This window comes from Neisseria sp. P0019.S003, assembly GCF_051957115.1.
Taxonomy (GTDB): domain Bacteria; phylum Pseudomonadota; class Gammaproteobacteria; order Burkholderiales; family Neisseriaceae; genus Neisseria; species Neisseria flavescens_D.
Genome location: NZ_JBQCWT010000006.1, coordinates 111603 through 125162, shown reverse-complemented (window position 1 = coordinate 125162; position 13560 = coordinate 111603). Strand labels below are relative to the sequence as shown.

Below are 13560 nucleotides of genomic sequence, written 5' to 3'. Positions count from 1 at the left end.
AAATTATCGCATTTTTCAGACGGCCTGACACAAAAGAGTAGCCCTGATTGTGAAGTATAAAAATAAATAACGATTAAAAATAATAAGATAATTAAAAAATGAAAAAATAAAGCAAAGTAAGTGTTGACCGGGTTAAAAAGGGTCTGTATAGTTCAGGTCTTCAGTCGGGGCGTAGCGCAGCCCGGTTAGCGCATCTGCTTTGGGAGCAGAGGGTCGTGAGTTCGAATCCCACCGCCCCGACCACAAAATTCTTCGCACGAATCGGCATGAGCGCCCGTAGCTCAACCGGATAGAGCACCGACCTTCTAAGTCGGGGGTTACAGGTTCGATTCCTGTCGGGCGTGCCAATTTTTACGGTGGCTGTAGCTCAGTTGGTAGAGCCCTGGATTGTGATTCCAGTTGTCGTGGGTTCGAGCCCCATCAGCCACCCCAGATGAAAGCCTGCATATTATATGCAGGCTTTTTTCCGTTTATACCCGAATTTTACTTCAGATTTAATTGGGTTTCAAAAAAGTATTTATCAAACCGTTTCATCATGGCATTGGCAAAGATGGCATTTGCTGTGTTATCAAATGTCAATGAATACGCAGTCAAGCCCGAATATTATACCGTTCGGTATCTTTTTATGGCGTTTCGCCGTTATCCTTTATAATACCCCGATTATTTTCTGTTTCATTCCCAAAGGAACCGCATCATGTCCGAATGGTCAGCTCCAGAATTTGAATCCAAAATCTGTCCGCCTGAAAAGCTGGCGGAACGTTTGGCGGCATTGCCCCGTCCGCTGGTGTTTACTAACGGTTGTTTCGATATTCTCCATAGGGGCCATGTAACGTATCTGGCGCAGGCACGATCGGCCGGTGCGGCTTTGGTGCTGGCGTTGAATACCGATGCTTCGGTGCGCCGTCAGGGCAAAGGGGACGACCGTCCGATTAATCCTTTGGAAAACCGCGCGGCAGTGGCAGCTGCATTGGCGAGCGTGGATTTGGTCACTTGGTTTGATGACGATACGCCTGCCGCGTTGATTGAAATGGTCAAACCCGATGTGTTGATTAAAGGCGGCGATTGGCCTGTGGATAAGATTGTCGGTGCGGCCGAAACGTTTGCGCGTGGCGGCAAAGTATTTTCGATTCCGTTTTTACACCAGACTTCGACCACCAAAACTTTGGCGAAAATCCGCGAAGCCGGAGGAGGCGAATGACGGATTTGAACAGCCGCCATTGGGCCTTGCTCGCTGCGCTTTCAGACGGCCTGCCGCAACACGTTTCTCAGTTGGCGCGAGTGGTCGGTATGAAGCCGCAACAATTAAACGGATTCTGGCAGCAGATGCCGGGCCATATCCGTGGTTTGCTGCGCCAGCATGACGGGCAATGGCGCTTGGTGCGCCCTTTGGCTGTGTTTGCCGAAGAATCTCTGCAACAAATGGCCGGAAAACAGGGTTTTCGTGCGCAGTTGAAACACGAATGTTCGTCCAGCAATGATGAAATCATGGCATTGGCGCGCCAGTCGGCAGATTTGGCGCATAAGGCCTTGTGTGTGGCGCATTTTCAAACCAAAGGCCGCGGACGGCAAGGGCGAAGCTGGGTCAACCGACAGGGCGAATGTTTGATGTTCAGCTTGGGCTGGGCGTTTGACAAGCCGCAGTATGAGCTGGGTTCGCTGGCGTTGGTGGTGGCATTGGCCTGCCGACGCGCGCTTGCCGATATCGGTTTGGACGTAAATATCAAGTGGCCGAACGATTTGGTCGTGGCCAACGATAAATTGGCCGGTATTTTGATTGAAACGGCGCGGGTAGAGAATAAAACCGTCGCCGTCATCGGCATCGGCATCAATTTTGTATTGCCGAAAGAAGTTGAAAACGCCACTTCCATACAGGCCTTGTTTCAGACGGCCTCTAAGCAGGGCGTAAGCGTCAAAACCTTATTAAATGCAGTGTTGGCGCAACTCGATGCGCTGTTGAACGAATACGCGCAAAACGGATTTGCGTCATGTATCGGCGAATATAATGCCGCCAACCGCGACACGGATAGGCCAGTATTGCTGCTTCAAGAAGGGCGCATTGTTCATGAAGGCGTAGTCAAAGGCGTGGATGCGCAAGGCGCGTTGCGTTTGTTGACCGACAATGGCGAGAAAACGATTGTCAGTGGCGAAATCAGCTTGCGCCCGGATAACCGTCCGGTACAACCCGCCGCCGCCAAGCCGGAACGCTTTTTGCTGCTGGACGGTGGCAACAGCCAGTTGAAATGGGCGTGGGTAGAGAACGGCACATTTTCCGAAGTCGGCCGCGCGCCGTATCGTGATTTGACCCAGCTGGGCGAAGAATGGCTGCGATTTGCCGATGAAGATGTGAAGATTGTCGGTTGCGCCGTGTGCGGTTCGGTCAAAAAAGCAATGGTAGAAGAACAATTAACCCGTCCGGTCGAATGGTTGTCTTCCATGCCGCAGGCTTTGGGTATCCGCAACCATTACCGCCGCCCTGAAGAACATGGCTCCGACCGCTGGTTTAATGCGCTGGGCAGCCGCCGCTTTACGCAAAATGCCTGCGTCGTCGTCAGTTGTGGTACCGCCGTAACCACCGACGCGCTGACGGAAGACAATCATTATCTTGGCGGCACCATCATGCCCGGTTTCCACTTGATGAAAGAGGCGATGGCGCTCAAGACCGCCAACCTCAACCGCCCCATCGGCAAGGTATATCCGTTCCCAACCACAACGCCGAACGCCATTGCCAGCGGCATGATGGATGCCGTTTGCGGCGCGTTGATGATGATGCATGGCCGTCTGAAAGACAAAACGGGCGAGGGCAAACCGGTCGATATTATTATCACGGGCGGCGGCGCGGCCAGAGTCGTACAGGCGCTGCCGGAGTCATTCGTTCATGACAATCAAGTGAAAATCGTCGATAATCTCGTGATTCACGGGCTCTTGCATTGGATTGCCCATCGCAACGGACAATAAAAAGGAAAACGCATCATGAAATGGCTGTTTGCGGTCTTGGTCGCACTCAACATCATTGTTTTTGGCAGCATGGTTGCCTATCGGACACAACATAAAACCGCCAAACTAGAATCTGCTTTGGAAGGCGGTACGCACGAATTATTGCGCCCGTCTTCTTTGGACGCGCCCAAAGCCGAGCCGCAGCAGGCATCGCAGCCCGATTGGGTGGCGGATGAATCAGACGGCCTGATTATGGCCGAACCTGAATCCGAAGAAGCGGAAGCCTTGCGTAAAAAGCAAGAAGCGCAGCAGTTGAAAGAGAAAAAAGAAAAAATGCGCCGCGAGAAAGAAGCGCAAGAACGCCGCGCCGCCGAAGAAGAGATGGACGCAGCCGGCGTGGAACGCTTGTGTACCAGCAGCGCCACCGTAGTGATGGATGAAGACGATTACCACCGCATCAAAGGCCTGTTGGGCAAATGGCCTCATGCGGCCAGCCGCAGCATCGAAAAACGCAACGGCGCATCCGGTGGCGAGACTTCTTCCAAAACCTTCCGCGTGGTCTTGCCTGCCGACGGCGACACTTCCGCCCAGCTTGATGCCTTGGGCAGCCGCGGCTTTAGCGGCAGCATTCACAACGGCGAAATCAGCATTGACGTAACACGCAGCCGCTCTTCCGCCCAAGTTTTGATTTCACGCTTGTCCAGCGCAGGTTTCGGCGGCGCGCGTATTGTCGAACAGGAAGACAGAAGCGCACCCGATACCGGTTTGAGCGTAGCGCGCATGACCGTGGTCTTTATGGCGGTCGACGAGCGCGATGCCCAAGACATCAGAAACATTGTCGGCCGTTATGGAAAATTGAACATGAAAACCTGCCGATAATCAGGTCTATTCGGTTTCAGACGGCCTGATGAGCAGCCGGTCAAGTCTGATAAACCGAACGCCACAAAACACGAAACCCACTGTATCGGCAGTGGGTTTCGTGTTTTTCGGTTTTGAGTATCTGATATAAAGGGGAACAGGTATGTTTCGTATATGCGCACTCCGAGTATCAAGAGATAATGGGGAAGAAGGGGATAAAATCTGTCGTTTAATGGCTCGGATTAGGACGTCTTCCGAGTGGTTTTGATTATACGCTAATAATAACTATTATCAATAGCAAAACTAAAAAAAATAAGGGATTTTTCTGTAATAGATTGTTTTGTATGGGAATTAAGTTTCTGTATTGGCTTTGCCTTTTGTCTATTAGAATTTAGGCATAGAGCAGCCTTCGGTGGCAATAATTCTACATTGTGCTTTTCTATTTTTTTGGCATTTTTCTAAGGCTTCCGCTTCAGCAAGACCAGGGGTAGTTGATCCAAAAAAAATTGTACCATTTTGATCTTGGGCAACGGCAAGACAGCCATTCCTGACCCAAGCATAAATTTTACACGGCTTATTTTTCCCGCCTAGTTCACAAGTTTTAATGGCTTCTCTTTTTGCAGCATCAAGTGAATCCATCTCGAGTGCCCCACCTGATATACCAGTTTTAGGGTTAGATGCCCAAGCCCCGTATCTTGAAGGAACCTCGATATTGACAACCCTTGGTTGGTTCTGAGCATAACCATTATTAGAAGATTGTGGTCTGCCAACGTTATATATAATTTGTCTGCCTGAGCTGTCGATAATACGACAGGTTCCAGTTGCCGGTTGGTATTCACCGCCACAGCCGTTGGCATAAACATTAAGACTTGCCAGTCCTAGCAATACAACAAGTAACTTTTTCATTTTAATTCCAATCTATTTATTATTTGAATCTTGATCAGTCTGCCGCTGCATCAGTCATGCGATGATTTGTTATCTTAATTACGCGGCTGACGTTGAACTAGGGTAAGGCAAGCATTTCAACCCTATGTTTCAGACGGCCTTTTGATTTGTTTCAATCACTCATAAACCCAAGCAATCAACATATCCAAAGCCATATAAAATAATGGCACTTTGTCTATTAGAATTTAGGCAGTGAGCAGGCTTCGTTTACAACAACTTTGCATTGTGAGAGTCCATGTTCTTGACATTTCCTTAATGCTTCTATTTCAGCCATGCCTGGTGGAGTTGTTCCGAAAAAATTTCTCCATGATTTACTATCCTTTCCTTGAGCAACAGCGATACAACCATTTCGAACCCAAACTAAAACTTTACATGGTTTGTTTTGTCCACCTTGTTCACAGGTTTTAATAGCTTCTCTTTTGGCAGCTTCAAGTGAATCCATCTCAAGTGCGCCGCCTGCAATACCAGTTTTAGAATTTAATGCCCATGCACCGTATCTTGAAGGGACATCGATATTAACAACCCTTGGTTGGTTCTGAGCATAACCATTATTAGAAGATTGTGGTCTGCCAACGTTATATATAATTTGTTTGCCTGAGCTGTCGATAATACGACAAGTTCCAGTCGCCGGTTGGTATTCACCGCCACAGCCGTTGGCATAAACATTAAGACTTGCCAGTCCTAACAATACAACAAGTAATTTTTTCATTTTAATTCCAATCTATTTATTATTCGAATCTTGATCAGTCTGCCGCTGCATCAGTCATGCGATGATTTGTTATCTTAATTACGCGGCTGACGTTGAACTAGGGTAAGGCAAGCATTTCAACCCTATCTTTCAGACGGCCTTTTGATTTGCTTCAATCACTCATAAACCCAAGCAATCAACATATCCAAAGCCATATAAAATACCGTATAATCAAGGCCAAATTAACTTTGCCTGCTTGTCGGGCCGTCTGAAAAATTATGCAACAAACCTACGCCGCCGTACAGCGAGATTTGCTCGAAGCCAACCATCTTTCCCCCGATTTGCTCGCCCAAAGCCTGAGCATTATTGGCGCCAACCATGTCGATTATGCCGACATCTATTGTCAGCGCACTGCCTATGAAAGCTGGCATTTGGAAGAGGGCATCGTCAAATCGGGCAGCTTTCAAATCGATCAGGGCGTGGGCGTGCGTGCCGTTTCGGGCGATAAAACTGCTTTTGCCTACGCCGACAGCCTGTGTATCGATTCAATCAACCGCTCTGCCAAAGCAGTTCGCGTGATTGGTGCGGCTGGCAACGAGGCCAGCGTCAAAGTGCCGACACCTGCCTACGGCAAGCCTGTCCACATGGCGATTGACCCTATTGCCAGCCTTGATTCCGCTGCTAAAGTCGCGCTGTTGAACAAAGTCGAAACGCTGGCCAAAGCCGCCGATCCGCGTATCGTGCAAGTGATGGCCGGTTTGACCTGCGAATACGACATGGTGTACATCGCCCGTCTGGACGGCAAACACGCTGCCGACATCCGACCCATGGTGCGCATGAATGTAACCGTCATTGCCAAGCAGGGCGAGCGTCGCGAGCAGGGCAGCGCAGGCGGTGGCGGGCGTTATGATTTGGCGTATTTCGATGAAAACTTGGTGCATCGGTTTGTCGATTCCGCCGTCAAACAAGCCCTGACCAATCTCGAATCCCGTCCTGCGCCTGCCGGCGAGATGACCGTCGTTTTGGGCAACGGCTGGCCGGGCGTGTTGCTGCACGAAGCGGTCGGACATGGTTTGGAAGGCGATTTCAACCGCAAAGAAACCAGCGTTTTCTCCGGCCGTATTGGCGAGCGCGTGGCCGCCAAAGGCGTTACCGTTGTGGATCAAGGCGATATTGCCGACAGACGCGGTTCGCTCAATATCGACGACGAAGGCAACGAAACTCGCCGCACTGTATTGATTGAAGACGGGATTTTGGTCGGCTATATGCAGGACGAAACCAACGCCCGCCTGATGGGTACGCAATCGACCGGCAACGGCCGCCGCGAAAGTTACGCTTCTGCGCCTATGCCGCGCATGACCAATACCTTTATGGAAAACGGCGGCTATGAGCCGGAAGAAATCATCGCGTCCATCGACAAGGGCATTTACGCCGTCAACTTCGGCGGCGGACAGGTGGACATTACCAGCGGCAAGTTCGTGTTCAGTGCATCCGAAGCGTGGTGGGTGGAAGGCGGCAAACTGCAATATCCTGTCAAAGGCGCGACTATTATCGGCAACGGTCCTGAGGTGTTGAAACACGTCTCCATGATAGGTAACGACACCGCACTCGACAGCGGCATCGGCGTCTGCGGCAAAGAAGGGCAGAGCGTTCCTGTCGGTGTCGGACAACCGACCCTGAGGATTGATGCCGGGCTGACCGTCGGCGGTAGCGAAATTTAAACGGCAGGCCGTCTGAAAGGTTTTCAGACGGCCTTTTACATTAGGATAAAACCATGCAGGAAGAGAATCGGAAATCAAGTTTTCCCATCGTGATGTTGCTGGTGTCGGTTGCCTTGTGGATAGCGTCTTTGTCCAATGTTGCATTTTATTTGGGCAATCATGAAAGCATGAAGGGTTTGACCGTTTTAATTTTGGGGTCGATATTTGCTTCTTTGGATATCAGGTATTGTGCGGCCTATGCCAATTATGTTTGGTTGGCGGCCATTGTGTTGCTGGCGTTGCGGAAGAAGGTCGTGCCTGTCCATGCGGCACTTTGGGGCTTGGCGCTGGTGGCTTTCAGTGTGAAAGCCGTACACGTCGATGAAGCAGGGAATACGGCGGATATCGTGCGCTACGGTGCCGGATTTTATTTGTGGTATGCCGCATTTGCGGTTGCCACCATCGGCACGTTTGCCGGAAAGATTAAGGAAAGAAAAGCCGCAACGCTGGCAGATGGGATGAAAAATGACGCTTGATGAATGGTTGCGCCAATCGGCACTGCCCAAAAACGAAGCGCGGATGTTGTTGCAATATGCGCTGGGTTACACGCGTGCGCAGCTGGTTACACGTGGTACGGACGATTTAGCGGAATCTGCCCTGCAAACCTTGGCGGCTTTGGTCCAACGCCGTCTGAAAGGCGAGCCGATGGCCTATCTGTTGGGCGAACGCGAGTTTTACGGACGACGTTTTGCCGTCAATCCCCATGTGCTGATTCCACGCCCTGAAACCGAGCATTTGGTGGAAGCCGTACTCAAACGCTTGCCGCCGCAAGGCCGCGTGTGGGACTTGGGGACGGGCAGTGGCGCCATTGCCGTGACCGTCGCGCTTGAACGCGTTGATGCCGATGTTCGCGCATCCGATATCAGTGTCGGTGCTTTGGATACTGCCCGTCAAAATGCGGCCGAATTGGGCGCAAAAGTCGAGTTTGCGCAGGGTTCGTGGTTTGATACCGACAGGCCGTCTGAAGGCCGATACGATGTGATTGTTTCCAATCCGCCGTACATCGAGGACGGCGATGCGCATTTGTCGCAAGGCGATTTGAGGTTTGAACCGCAAAACGCGCTGACCGACTTTTCAGACGGCCTCAGCCATATCCGCCACATTACCCAAGAAACCCCAAAATACCTGAAAGCCAACGGCTGGCTGCTGTTTGAACACGGCTATGACCAAGGCGAAGCGGTGCGGAACATTATGCTGGAGAACGGTTTTGCCGAAGTGGCAACCGAACAGGATTTGGCTGGATTGGATAGGGTAACGCTGGGGCGTTTGCCTGCTTAATGGGCATGATTTGTCGAAATATAAAAAAGGGCGTGTCGATCACGCCCTTTTGGTTTTTTGGTTTAGCTGTTCAGAGGGCCTGGTTTAACGCCAAGCAGCGACAAACTCCGCCCAGTGTTGTTTTTCTTCGGCTTGTGCAGCCAGATAATGTTTGATGCGTTTGATTTCGACTTCGTATTCGTCGGCATCGAGCGCGCCGCTCATCATGCGAAAGCGCATGTACATCAGGTAGGTATTGGCGGCATCGGTTTCGCAATAGTCGCGGATGTCTTTCAGACGGCCTGCATGATAAGCGTCCCAAACCTTGCTGCCGTCCATGCCCAGTTTGCCGGGGAAGCCGCAGAGTTTGGCCATATCATCTAAAGGCACGCTGGCACGCGGTTGGTAGAGGGCGAGCAAATCCATCAGGTCGCAATGGCGGGAGTGGTAGCGGCTGATGTAGTTGTTCCACTTAAAGTCGCGACTGTCGCCAAAGTCGCCGTCGCCCATGTCCCAATAACGGGCGGCGCTGATGCCGTGTATCAGGGCGCGGTAGTGGAGGACGGGCAGGTCGAAACCGCCGCCGTTCCAGCTGACGAGTTGCGGCGTATAGTTTTCGATGACCTCGAAGAACTTGGCAATCATGACTTCTTCGCTGTCTTCGGGATCGCCGATGGTGCTGACGCGGATTTTGTCTTGCCCCCAGCGCATACAGCAGGAGATGGCGACGACTTGGTGCAGATGGTGTTGCATAAAGTCGCTGCCGGTTTTGGCGCGGCGTTGCTGCTGGGCAAACAGGACGACTTCGTTGTCGGGCAAATCGGCAGGCAAATCGTAAAGCTGGCGGATGCCGTTTACGTCGGGAATGGTTTCGATGTCGAAGGCAAGTATCGGAGTCATGGCGTGATCGGGTTGGATAAGGGATGATGTCATTGTGGCATGACGGCGCAGATAAAAAAAGAGGCAATCCCCCACAGGATTGCCCCAATACCTCAAATCAGAGATTTACGCTTCACAAACAATACAGGCTTTCACCTGCGGCTTTACAGATGCAGCTCAACTCTGCATCGGTAAACTTTCATTTCGGGCATTGCACCGAAATCCTCTAAAATACCGCAATTTCTTGCAATATCAGAAAACTGCTTACAAAAGTATCTAAAACCGGCGAGGCCGTCTGAACGTTTTGTAATTTGATGTAGTGAAATTTACGCGAATTTTTACAGTTTGCCAAGTATTTTTTTCTGAAGGCTTGTTTTAGTATAAATTTCAGGTATTGTCATATTTTTGCAATTATATTTCATAATTATTTTAAATTTAGATATTTATTTTGTTTTTTTAAATTTTAATTTAATTTTATTTCATATTTTGAATGATTAAAATGCATTTTTTCAGATGAACTGTTTTATAATATATTGTTTTTAAAAGAAATTAAATTTAATATGTAAATGAAAAAAGTGTATTGGGTCTGATGTTTTTCATTTGAGAAAAAATATAGGGTTGTTTGAAAGTTTCAATCACGATGAAAAAAGTTGTTTTTAAAGCATTTAAAGCGGAATATTATTTGATTGTTTAAAATCAAAAATGAGTTTCGGTTTGATTCAATTAAAATGAAAAAGCGGCGAAAGAAGGATTTTGCCGCTTTTTGCATATTTAAATTGTAATTCGATGTAGTCAATAAAAGCTGTTTTCGCCTTCGGGACGGGTTTTGAAGCGTTTGTGCAGCCAGAAATATTGTTCGGGATGCTCGCGTACCCGCTCTTCGATGAAGTCGTTCATGCGCTGGGTATCGGCTTTGACATCTTTGGTCGGGAAATTGTCCCAAGCCGGATAGAAGCGCAGGGTTACGGTATTGTCGGCTTCGCGTGTGGGAATGGCGGGAATGATTTTGGCTTTGGTCATGCCGGCGATACGGCTGAGGCCGGTAATCGTGGCCGTCTGAATGCCGAAGAAATTGACGAAAATGGAATCGTTGCGGCCGAAGTCTTGGTCGGGCAGATAAAGAAAGGGCGCATCGCTTTTGCGTAGGTGTTTGATGATGGCGCGCAGGCCTTCTGTACGGCCGATCAGGAAAACATTGTTGTAGCGGTGGCGGCCTTTCAGGATTTGCTCGTCCAGGGCTTTGTTTTTTTGGTGCGAATACATGCTGGTCAGCGGCACATCCTGATTGAGCGTGTAAACCGCCATTTCAAATGCGGTAAAGTGCGGATAGAGGATGATGACTTTTTCGCCGGCGGCGAGGGCTTCGTCGAGATGGTGTTTGTCTTGATAGCGTACCAACGAGCGCAGCTTGTCCGCAGGCGCGTACCAGTAGAGGCCGTATTCGAGTATCAGCTTGGCCATGTGTTGGAAATGGCGTTTGAGCAGGGCGGTGCGCTGGTTGTCGTTTAGCTCGGGAAAACATTTTTTGAGGTTGACCTCGCCGACTTTGCGGCGCGGTTTGACCGCGTAATAAGCGAGAATACCGATTGCGTCGGCAATCTTGTGCAACACGCAAAAAGGCAGCAGGCGGATGAGGTAGAGAAAAAGGAAGGCGGCTTTCATGAAGGCTCGCTGTATGTGGGCAAAGGGCTATTATAACCGAAAGGCCGTCTGAAAACGGGCTGGAACACTATTTCAGACGGCCTGAATGTCGGCTTACCATTGGAAACGGCCGCGTTTGACCTGCAGGCCGTCGGGGTTAAGTTGCGAAGCCAATCCGTGATTGCGCAGGGCATGGGTGAGGGCAATGGCGAGTCCGTCGGCGGCATCGGCTTGAGGCGTGCCTGAAAGTGCGAGCATTTGGACCACCATATGCTGAACCTGCTCTTTGGCGGCCTTGCCCTTGCCGACCACAGCCTGCTTGACTTGAAGCGCGGTGTATTCAAATACGGGCAAATCGTGCATAACCAAAGCGGCAATCGCCGCACCGCGTGCCTGACCGAGCATCAAAGTAGCGGCCGGGTTGACGTTGACGAAGACTTGCTCGATGGCAGCCTGATGCGGCTGATAGTAGCGGATGATTTCGTCGATATGGCGGACAATCACGGCGATGCGTTCGGAAAGCGACGCGCCGGTCGGCGTTTTGATACAGCCGGAAGCAACATAATGATGCTCGCGGCCGTGAACATCAATCACGCCGAAGCCGGTCACGCGGCTACCGGGGTCGATGCCGAGAATGCGTGTGGGTTGGAACTGGGACATAGTGTGTGTTTAAAGTAATCGGTGTTTCAGGGCAGGCAGGCGTGTGCGCACGCTTTGCAGGCGCGCGGTATCCAAATCGGCACAAATCACGCCTTCGCCTTCCGGCAACGTCGCCAACACATCGCCCCAAGGGTCGATAATCATACTGTGACCGAATGTGCGGCGGCCGCTTTCATGCAGTCCGCCTTGTGCCGACGCGATGACGTAGCATTGGTTTTCCACCGCACGGGCGCGCAGCAGCAATTCCCAATGTGCCTTGCCGGTCGTATAGGTAAACGCGGCCGGCAACAGCAAAACATCAAACGGCTGCTGGGCGCGGAAAAACTCAGGAAAGCGCAAATCGTAGCAGACACCGGCCGCCAGCGGAACATCATCCACGCTCAGCTTCGGCACATCGCTGCCTGCCAGTATCGTATCGGCTTCGGCGTAGCGTTCGCCCAAACCGGAAAAGCCGAAAAGGTGCATTTTGTGGTAAAGCCCGATTCGTTTGCCGTCGCGGTCATACACCAGCATCGTGTTCATCACCTTGCCCGCGTCTGGGCTTTGCAGCGGAACCGTACCGCCAAACAACACCACGCCGCATTCCCTTGCCGTTTCGCTTAAGGCCGTCTGAAAACGGGTGTGGTAGGTTTCGCCAACGCCTCCATCGTCCAAAGGCTCGGCAAATGCCAGCTTGTCCGTATCGTTTTTGCCCATCAGCGGCCAATATTCGGGCAGCAACACCCAATCCGCCCCTTGTTCGGCCGCCTCGCGGACAAGGCGTTTCATCGTGGCAATATTGGTTTCGGGGTTGGTGGACGACACCATTTGCACCGCGGCAGCGCGTAAAGAGTGCATCATCAAAACTCCTGTCAGATTTTGCAAGAATTGTAACTTGTTTACGCACAAGGCCGATACAATCGCCTCACAATTCCTCTCCAAAAAAAGGATAAACCATGAACTTGAAACTTCCCCTCACAGCCGCACTTTCCACCGCCGCACTGGCCGCACATGCCGACGTACAGCTTTACGGCAGCATCAAAAGCGGCATCGAAACCTCGCAAACCCGTTTCGGCGGTCAAACACGCAGCAGCACCGCCGTTGCCGATCAAGGCAGCCACATCGGCTTGCGCGGTTCGCATCCGATTGGTGGCGGAACGAATTTTATTTGGGAAGTCGAACAAGATACTCCGGTCGGCAAAAGCGGCTCCATCCGCCAAGACTGGCGCGAACGCCGTGAGCATTTTGGCCGTTGAATGAAAGATTGAATACTAAAGGCCGTCTGAAAGATTTTCAGACGGCCTGTTTTTTATAGGGAGGATAATTGTATAGTGTATTTTTAACTTACTGTTTTTATTGTTTTAAATGACGAGTTTTTGGGGCTTGTATATACCATTTTTCGTATTAAAGGATGTTTGAAAAAAATAGGTAGGATTAAAATCATCTATTCTATGAAATTTATAGAAGTATAATAAAAGAACGGTTATTTTTTAAATTTTATCTTTAAAATTTAATTGATAATTATTTATTAGTACTAAGTTTTCAAAATGGTGCTAGAATCTTGTGAGCAATAAAATGTAACTTTATAAGTTTTAAAAATGGTTATTGCTATAATAGGATAAGACATTACAAATTTAAGGAGTTTGAAATGAAAAAAGCATTCTTTCTATTTGCCTGTTAGGATCTGGTTCTTGTTTTGCTCAAGATTTTTATTAAGAAGTCAATCGATGAGAAAACATACATTCTATGCAATGTGGAAAAGTATGATCAACTACATAAAATTGGAAATGAATGTTTGTATAGTTTATCTCTTAGCTTAGATAATGCAATAGATGAAAAATATAAAAAATTACAAATTGAAAACAAAAAAATAAATTAGTTGAAAAATTCCTTCAAGTTATTTTTCTAAGTTAAGAAAAACGTACTCTGCTTATGAGGATGAAGCTTGCTTTAATCCAT

Annotated in this window: 13 protein-coding genes and 3 tRNA genes; 10 read left to right on the top strand and 6 right to left on the bottom strand. The window is 49.7% G+C overall.

What is annotated here, in order from left to right; genetic code table 11:
* Positions 1-165: 165 nt before the first annotated feature.
* From ACTHTS_RS09705 to ACTHTS_RS09680, 6 genes are all read left to right on the top strand, one after another.
* Positions 166-243, top strand: a tRNA-Pro gene (locus ACTHTS_RS09705).
* Between the two features lie 27 nt (positions 244-270).
* Positions 271-347, top strand: a tRNA-Arg gene (locus ACTHTS_RS09700).
* Between the two features lie 9 nt (positions 348-356).
* A tRNA-His gene (locus ACTHTS_RS09695) sits at positions 357-432 on the top strand.
* Between the two features lie 259 nt (positions 433-691).
* Positions 692-1198: an adenylyltransferase/cytidyltransferase family protein gene (locus tag ACTHTS_RS09690; protein ID WP_141745162.1), complete on the top strand. Its 507-nt coding sequence runs from the start codon at positions 692-694 to the stop codon at positions 1196-1198.
* Positions 1195-2955 carry a bifunctional biotin--[acetyl-CoA-carboxylase] ligase/type III pantothenate kinase gene (locus ACTHTS_RS09685; protein WP_440369901.1) on the top strand — a complete coding sequence of 587 codons (1761 nt, stop codon included), beginning with the start codon at positions 1195-1197 and terminating at the stop codon, positions 2953-2955. Before ACTHTS_RS09690 ends, ACTHTS_RS09685 begins: the two co-directional genes overlap by 4 nt.
* A gap of 15 nt (positions 2956-2970) precedes the next feature.
* Positions 2971-3813 (top strand): cell division protein, encoded by an 843-nt coding sequence (locus ACTHTS_RS09680; protein ID WP_263338627.1) that lies wholly within the window; start codon positions 2971-2973, stop codon positions 3811-3813.
* A gap of 363 nt (positions 3814-4176) precedes the next feature.
* Here the strand turns inward: ACTHTS_RS09680 and ACTHTS_RS09675 are convergent, their stop codons facing one another.
* Together ACTHTS_RS09675 and ACTHTS_RS09670 are read right to left on the bottom strand one after the other, a co-directional pair.
* On the bottom strand, positions 4177-4698 hold the full coding sequence (locus tag ACTHTS_RS09675; protein WP_254324083.1) for a DUF4189 domain-containing protein: 522 nt from the start codon (positions 4696-4698) through the stop codon (positions 4177-4179).
* Positions 4699-4915: 217 nt separating this feature from the next.
* Positions 4916-5446, bottom strand: coding sequence for a DUF4189 domain-containing protein (locus tag ACTHTS_RS09670; RefSeq protein ID WP_254324082.1), 531 nt, complete (start codon positions 5444-5446; stop codon positions 4916-4918).
* Positions 5447-5703: 257 nt separating this feature from the next.
* Between ACTHTS_RS09670 and tldD the strand changes: the two genes are divergently transcribed.
* Genes tldD through prmC form a run of 3 tightly spaced genes read left to right on the top strand, consistent with a single transcriptional unit; the run spans position 5704 to position 8463 of the window.
* Positions 5704-7146 carry a metalloprotease TldD gene (gene tldD, locus ACTHTS_RS09665; protein WP_070460573.1) on the top strand — a complete coding sequence of 481 codons (1443 nt, stop codon included), beginning with the start codon at positions 5704-5706 and terminating at the stop codon, positions 7144-7146.
* A 53-nt stretch (positions 7147-7199) separates the two neighbouring features.
* Positions 7200-7661: a hypothetical protein gene (locus tag ACTHTS_RS09660; protein WP_254324081.1), complete on the top strand. Its 462-nt coding sequence runs from the start codon at positions 7200-7202 to the stop codon at positions 7659-7661.
* Positions 7651-8463 carry a peptide chain release factor N(5)-glutamine methyltransferase gene (gene prmC / locus ACTHTS_RS09655; RefSeq protein ID WP_440369900.1) on the top strand — a complete coding sequence of 271 codons (813 nt, stop codon included), beginning with the start codon at positions 7651-7653 and terminating at the stop codon, positions 8461-8463. The genes ACTHTS_RS09660 and prmC overlap by 11 nt, the downstream gene beginning before the upstream one ends.
* An 84-nt stretch (positions 8464-8547) precedes the next feature.
* Here prmC and ACTHTS_RS09650 read toward each other — a convergent pair whose 3' ends face one another.
* The 4 genes from ACTHTS_RS09650 to ACTHTS_RS09635 all read right to left on the bottom strand — a co-directional run bounded on the left by ACTHTS_RS09650 (position 8548) and on the right by ACTHTS_RS09635 (position 12462).
* A complete protein-coding gene (locus ACTHTS_RS09650) occupies positions 8548-9342 on the bottom strand; it encodes a 3'-5' exonuclease (RefSeq protein WP_440367238.1) in 795 nt (264 codons plus the stop codon).
* Positions 9343-10113: 771 nt separating this feature from the next.
* Positions 10114-10998, bottom strand: coding sequence for a lipid A biosynthesis lauroyl acyltransferase (locus ACTHTS_RS09645; protein WP_440369914.1), 885 nt, complete (start codon positions 10996-10998; stop codon positions 10114-10116).
* 78 nt (positions 10999-11076) lie between these two features.
* Complete coding sequence (ruvC, locus tag ACTHTS_RS09640) at positions 11077-11622, bottom strand: crossover junction endodeoxyribonuclease RuvC (RefSeq protein WP_440369899.1); 546 nt, start codon at positions 11620-11622, stop codon at positions 11077-11079.
* Positions 11623-11631: 9 nt separating this feature from the next.
* Positions 11632-12462, bottom strand: a complete 831-nt coding sequence (locus tag ACTHTS_RS09635) for a carbon-nitrogen hydrolase family protein (RefSeq protein WP_440369898.1) — start codon at positions 12460-12462, stop codon at positions 11632-11634.
* A 95-nt stretch (positions 12463-12557) separates the two neighbouring features.
* Here ACTHTS_RS09635 and ACTHTS_RS09630 point away from each other — a divergent pair, with 95 nt between their 5' ends.
* Complete coding sequence (locus ACTHTS_RS09630) at positions 12558-12857, top strand: porin (protein ID WP_440369897.1); 300 nt, start codon at positions 12558-12560, stop codon at positions 12855-12857.
* The last annotated feature ends 703 nt before the right edge of the window (positions 12858-13560 follow it).

Bases quoted from the DNA above. Each gene is read 5' to 3' on its own strand.
- prmC (WP_440369900.1), top strand. From the start codon at position 7,651: ATGACGCTTGATGAATGGTTGCGCCAATCGGCACTGCCCAAAAACGAA.
- ACTHTS_RS09650 (WP_440367238.1), bottom strand. From the start codon at position 9,342: ATGACTCCGATACTTGCCTTCGACATCGAAACCATTCCCGACGTAAAC.
- ACTHTS_RS09675 (WP_254324083.1), bottom strand. From the start codon at position 4,698: ATGAAAAAGTTACTTGTTGTATTGCTAGGACTGGCAAGTCTTAATGTT.
- ruvC (WP_440369899.1), bottom strand. From the start codon at position 11,622: ATGTCCCAGTTCCAACCCACACGCATTCTCGGCATCGACCCCGGTAGC.
- ACTHTS_RS09670 (WP_254324082.1), bottom strand. From the start codon at position 5,446: ATGAAAAAATTACTTGTTGTATTGTTAGGACTGGCAAGTCTTAATGTT.
- ACTHTS_RS09685 (WP_440369901.1), top strand. From the start codon at position 1,195: ATGACGGATTTGAACAGCCGCCATTGGGCCTTGCTCGCTGCGCTTTCA.
- ACTHTS_RS09660 (WP_254324081.1), top strand. From the start codon at position 7,200: ATGCAGGAAGAGAATCGGAAATCAAGTTTTCCCATCGTGATGTTGCTG.
- ACTHTS_RS09635 (WP_440369898.1), bottom strand. From the start codon at position 12,462: ATGATGCACTCTTTACGCGCTGCCGCGGTGCAAATGGTGTCGTCCACC.
- ACTHTS_RS09680 (WP_263338627.1), top strand. From the start codon at position 2,971: ATGAAATGGCTGTTTGCGGTCTTGGTCGCACTCAACATCATTGTTTTT.
- tldD (WP_070460573.1), top strand. From the start codon at position 5,704: ATGCAACAAACCTACGCCGCCGTACAGCGAGATTTGCTCGAAGCCAAC.
- ACTHTS_RS09630 (WP_440369897.1), top strand. From the start codon at position 12,558: ATGAACTTGAAACTTCCCCTCACAGCCGCACTTTCCACCGCCGCACTG.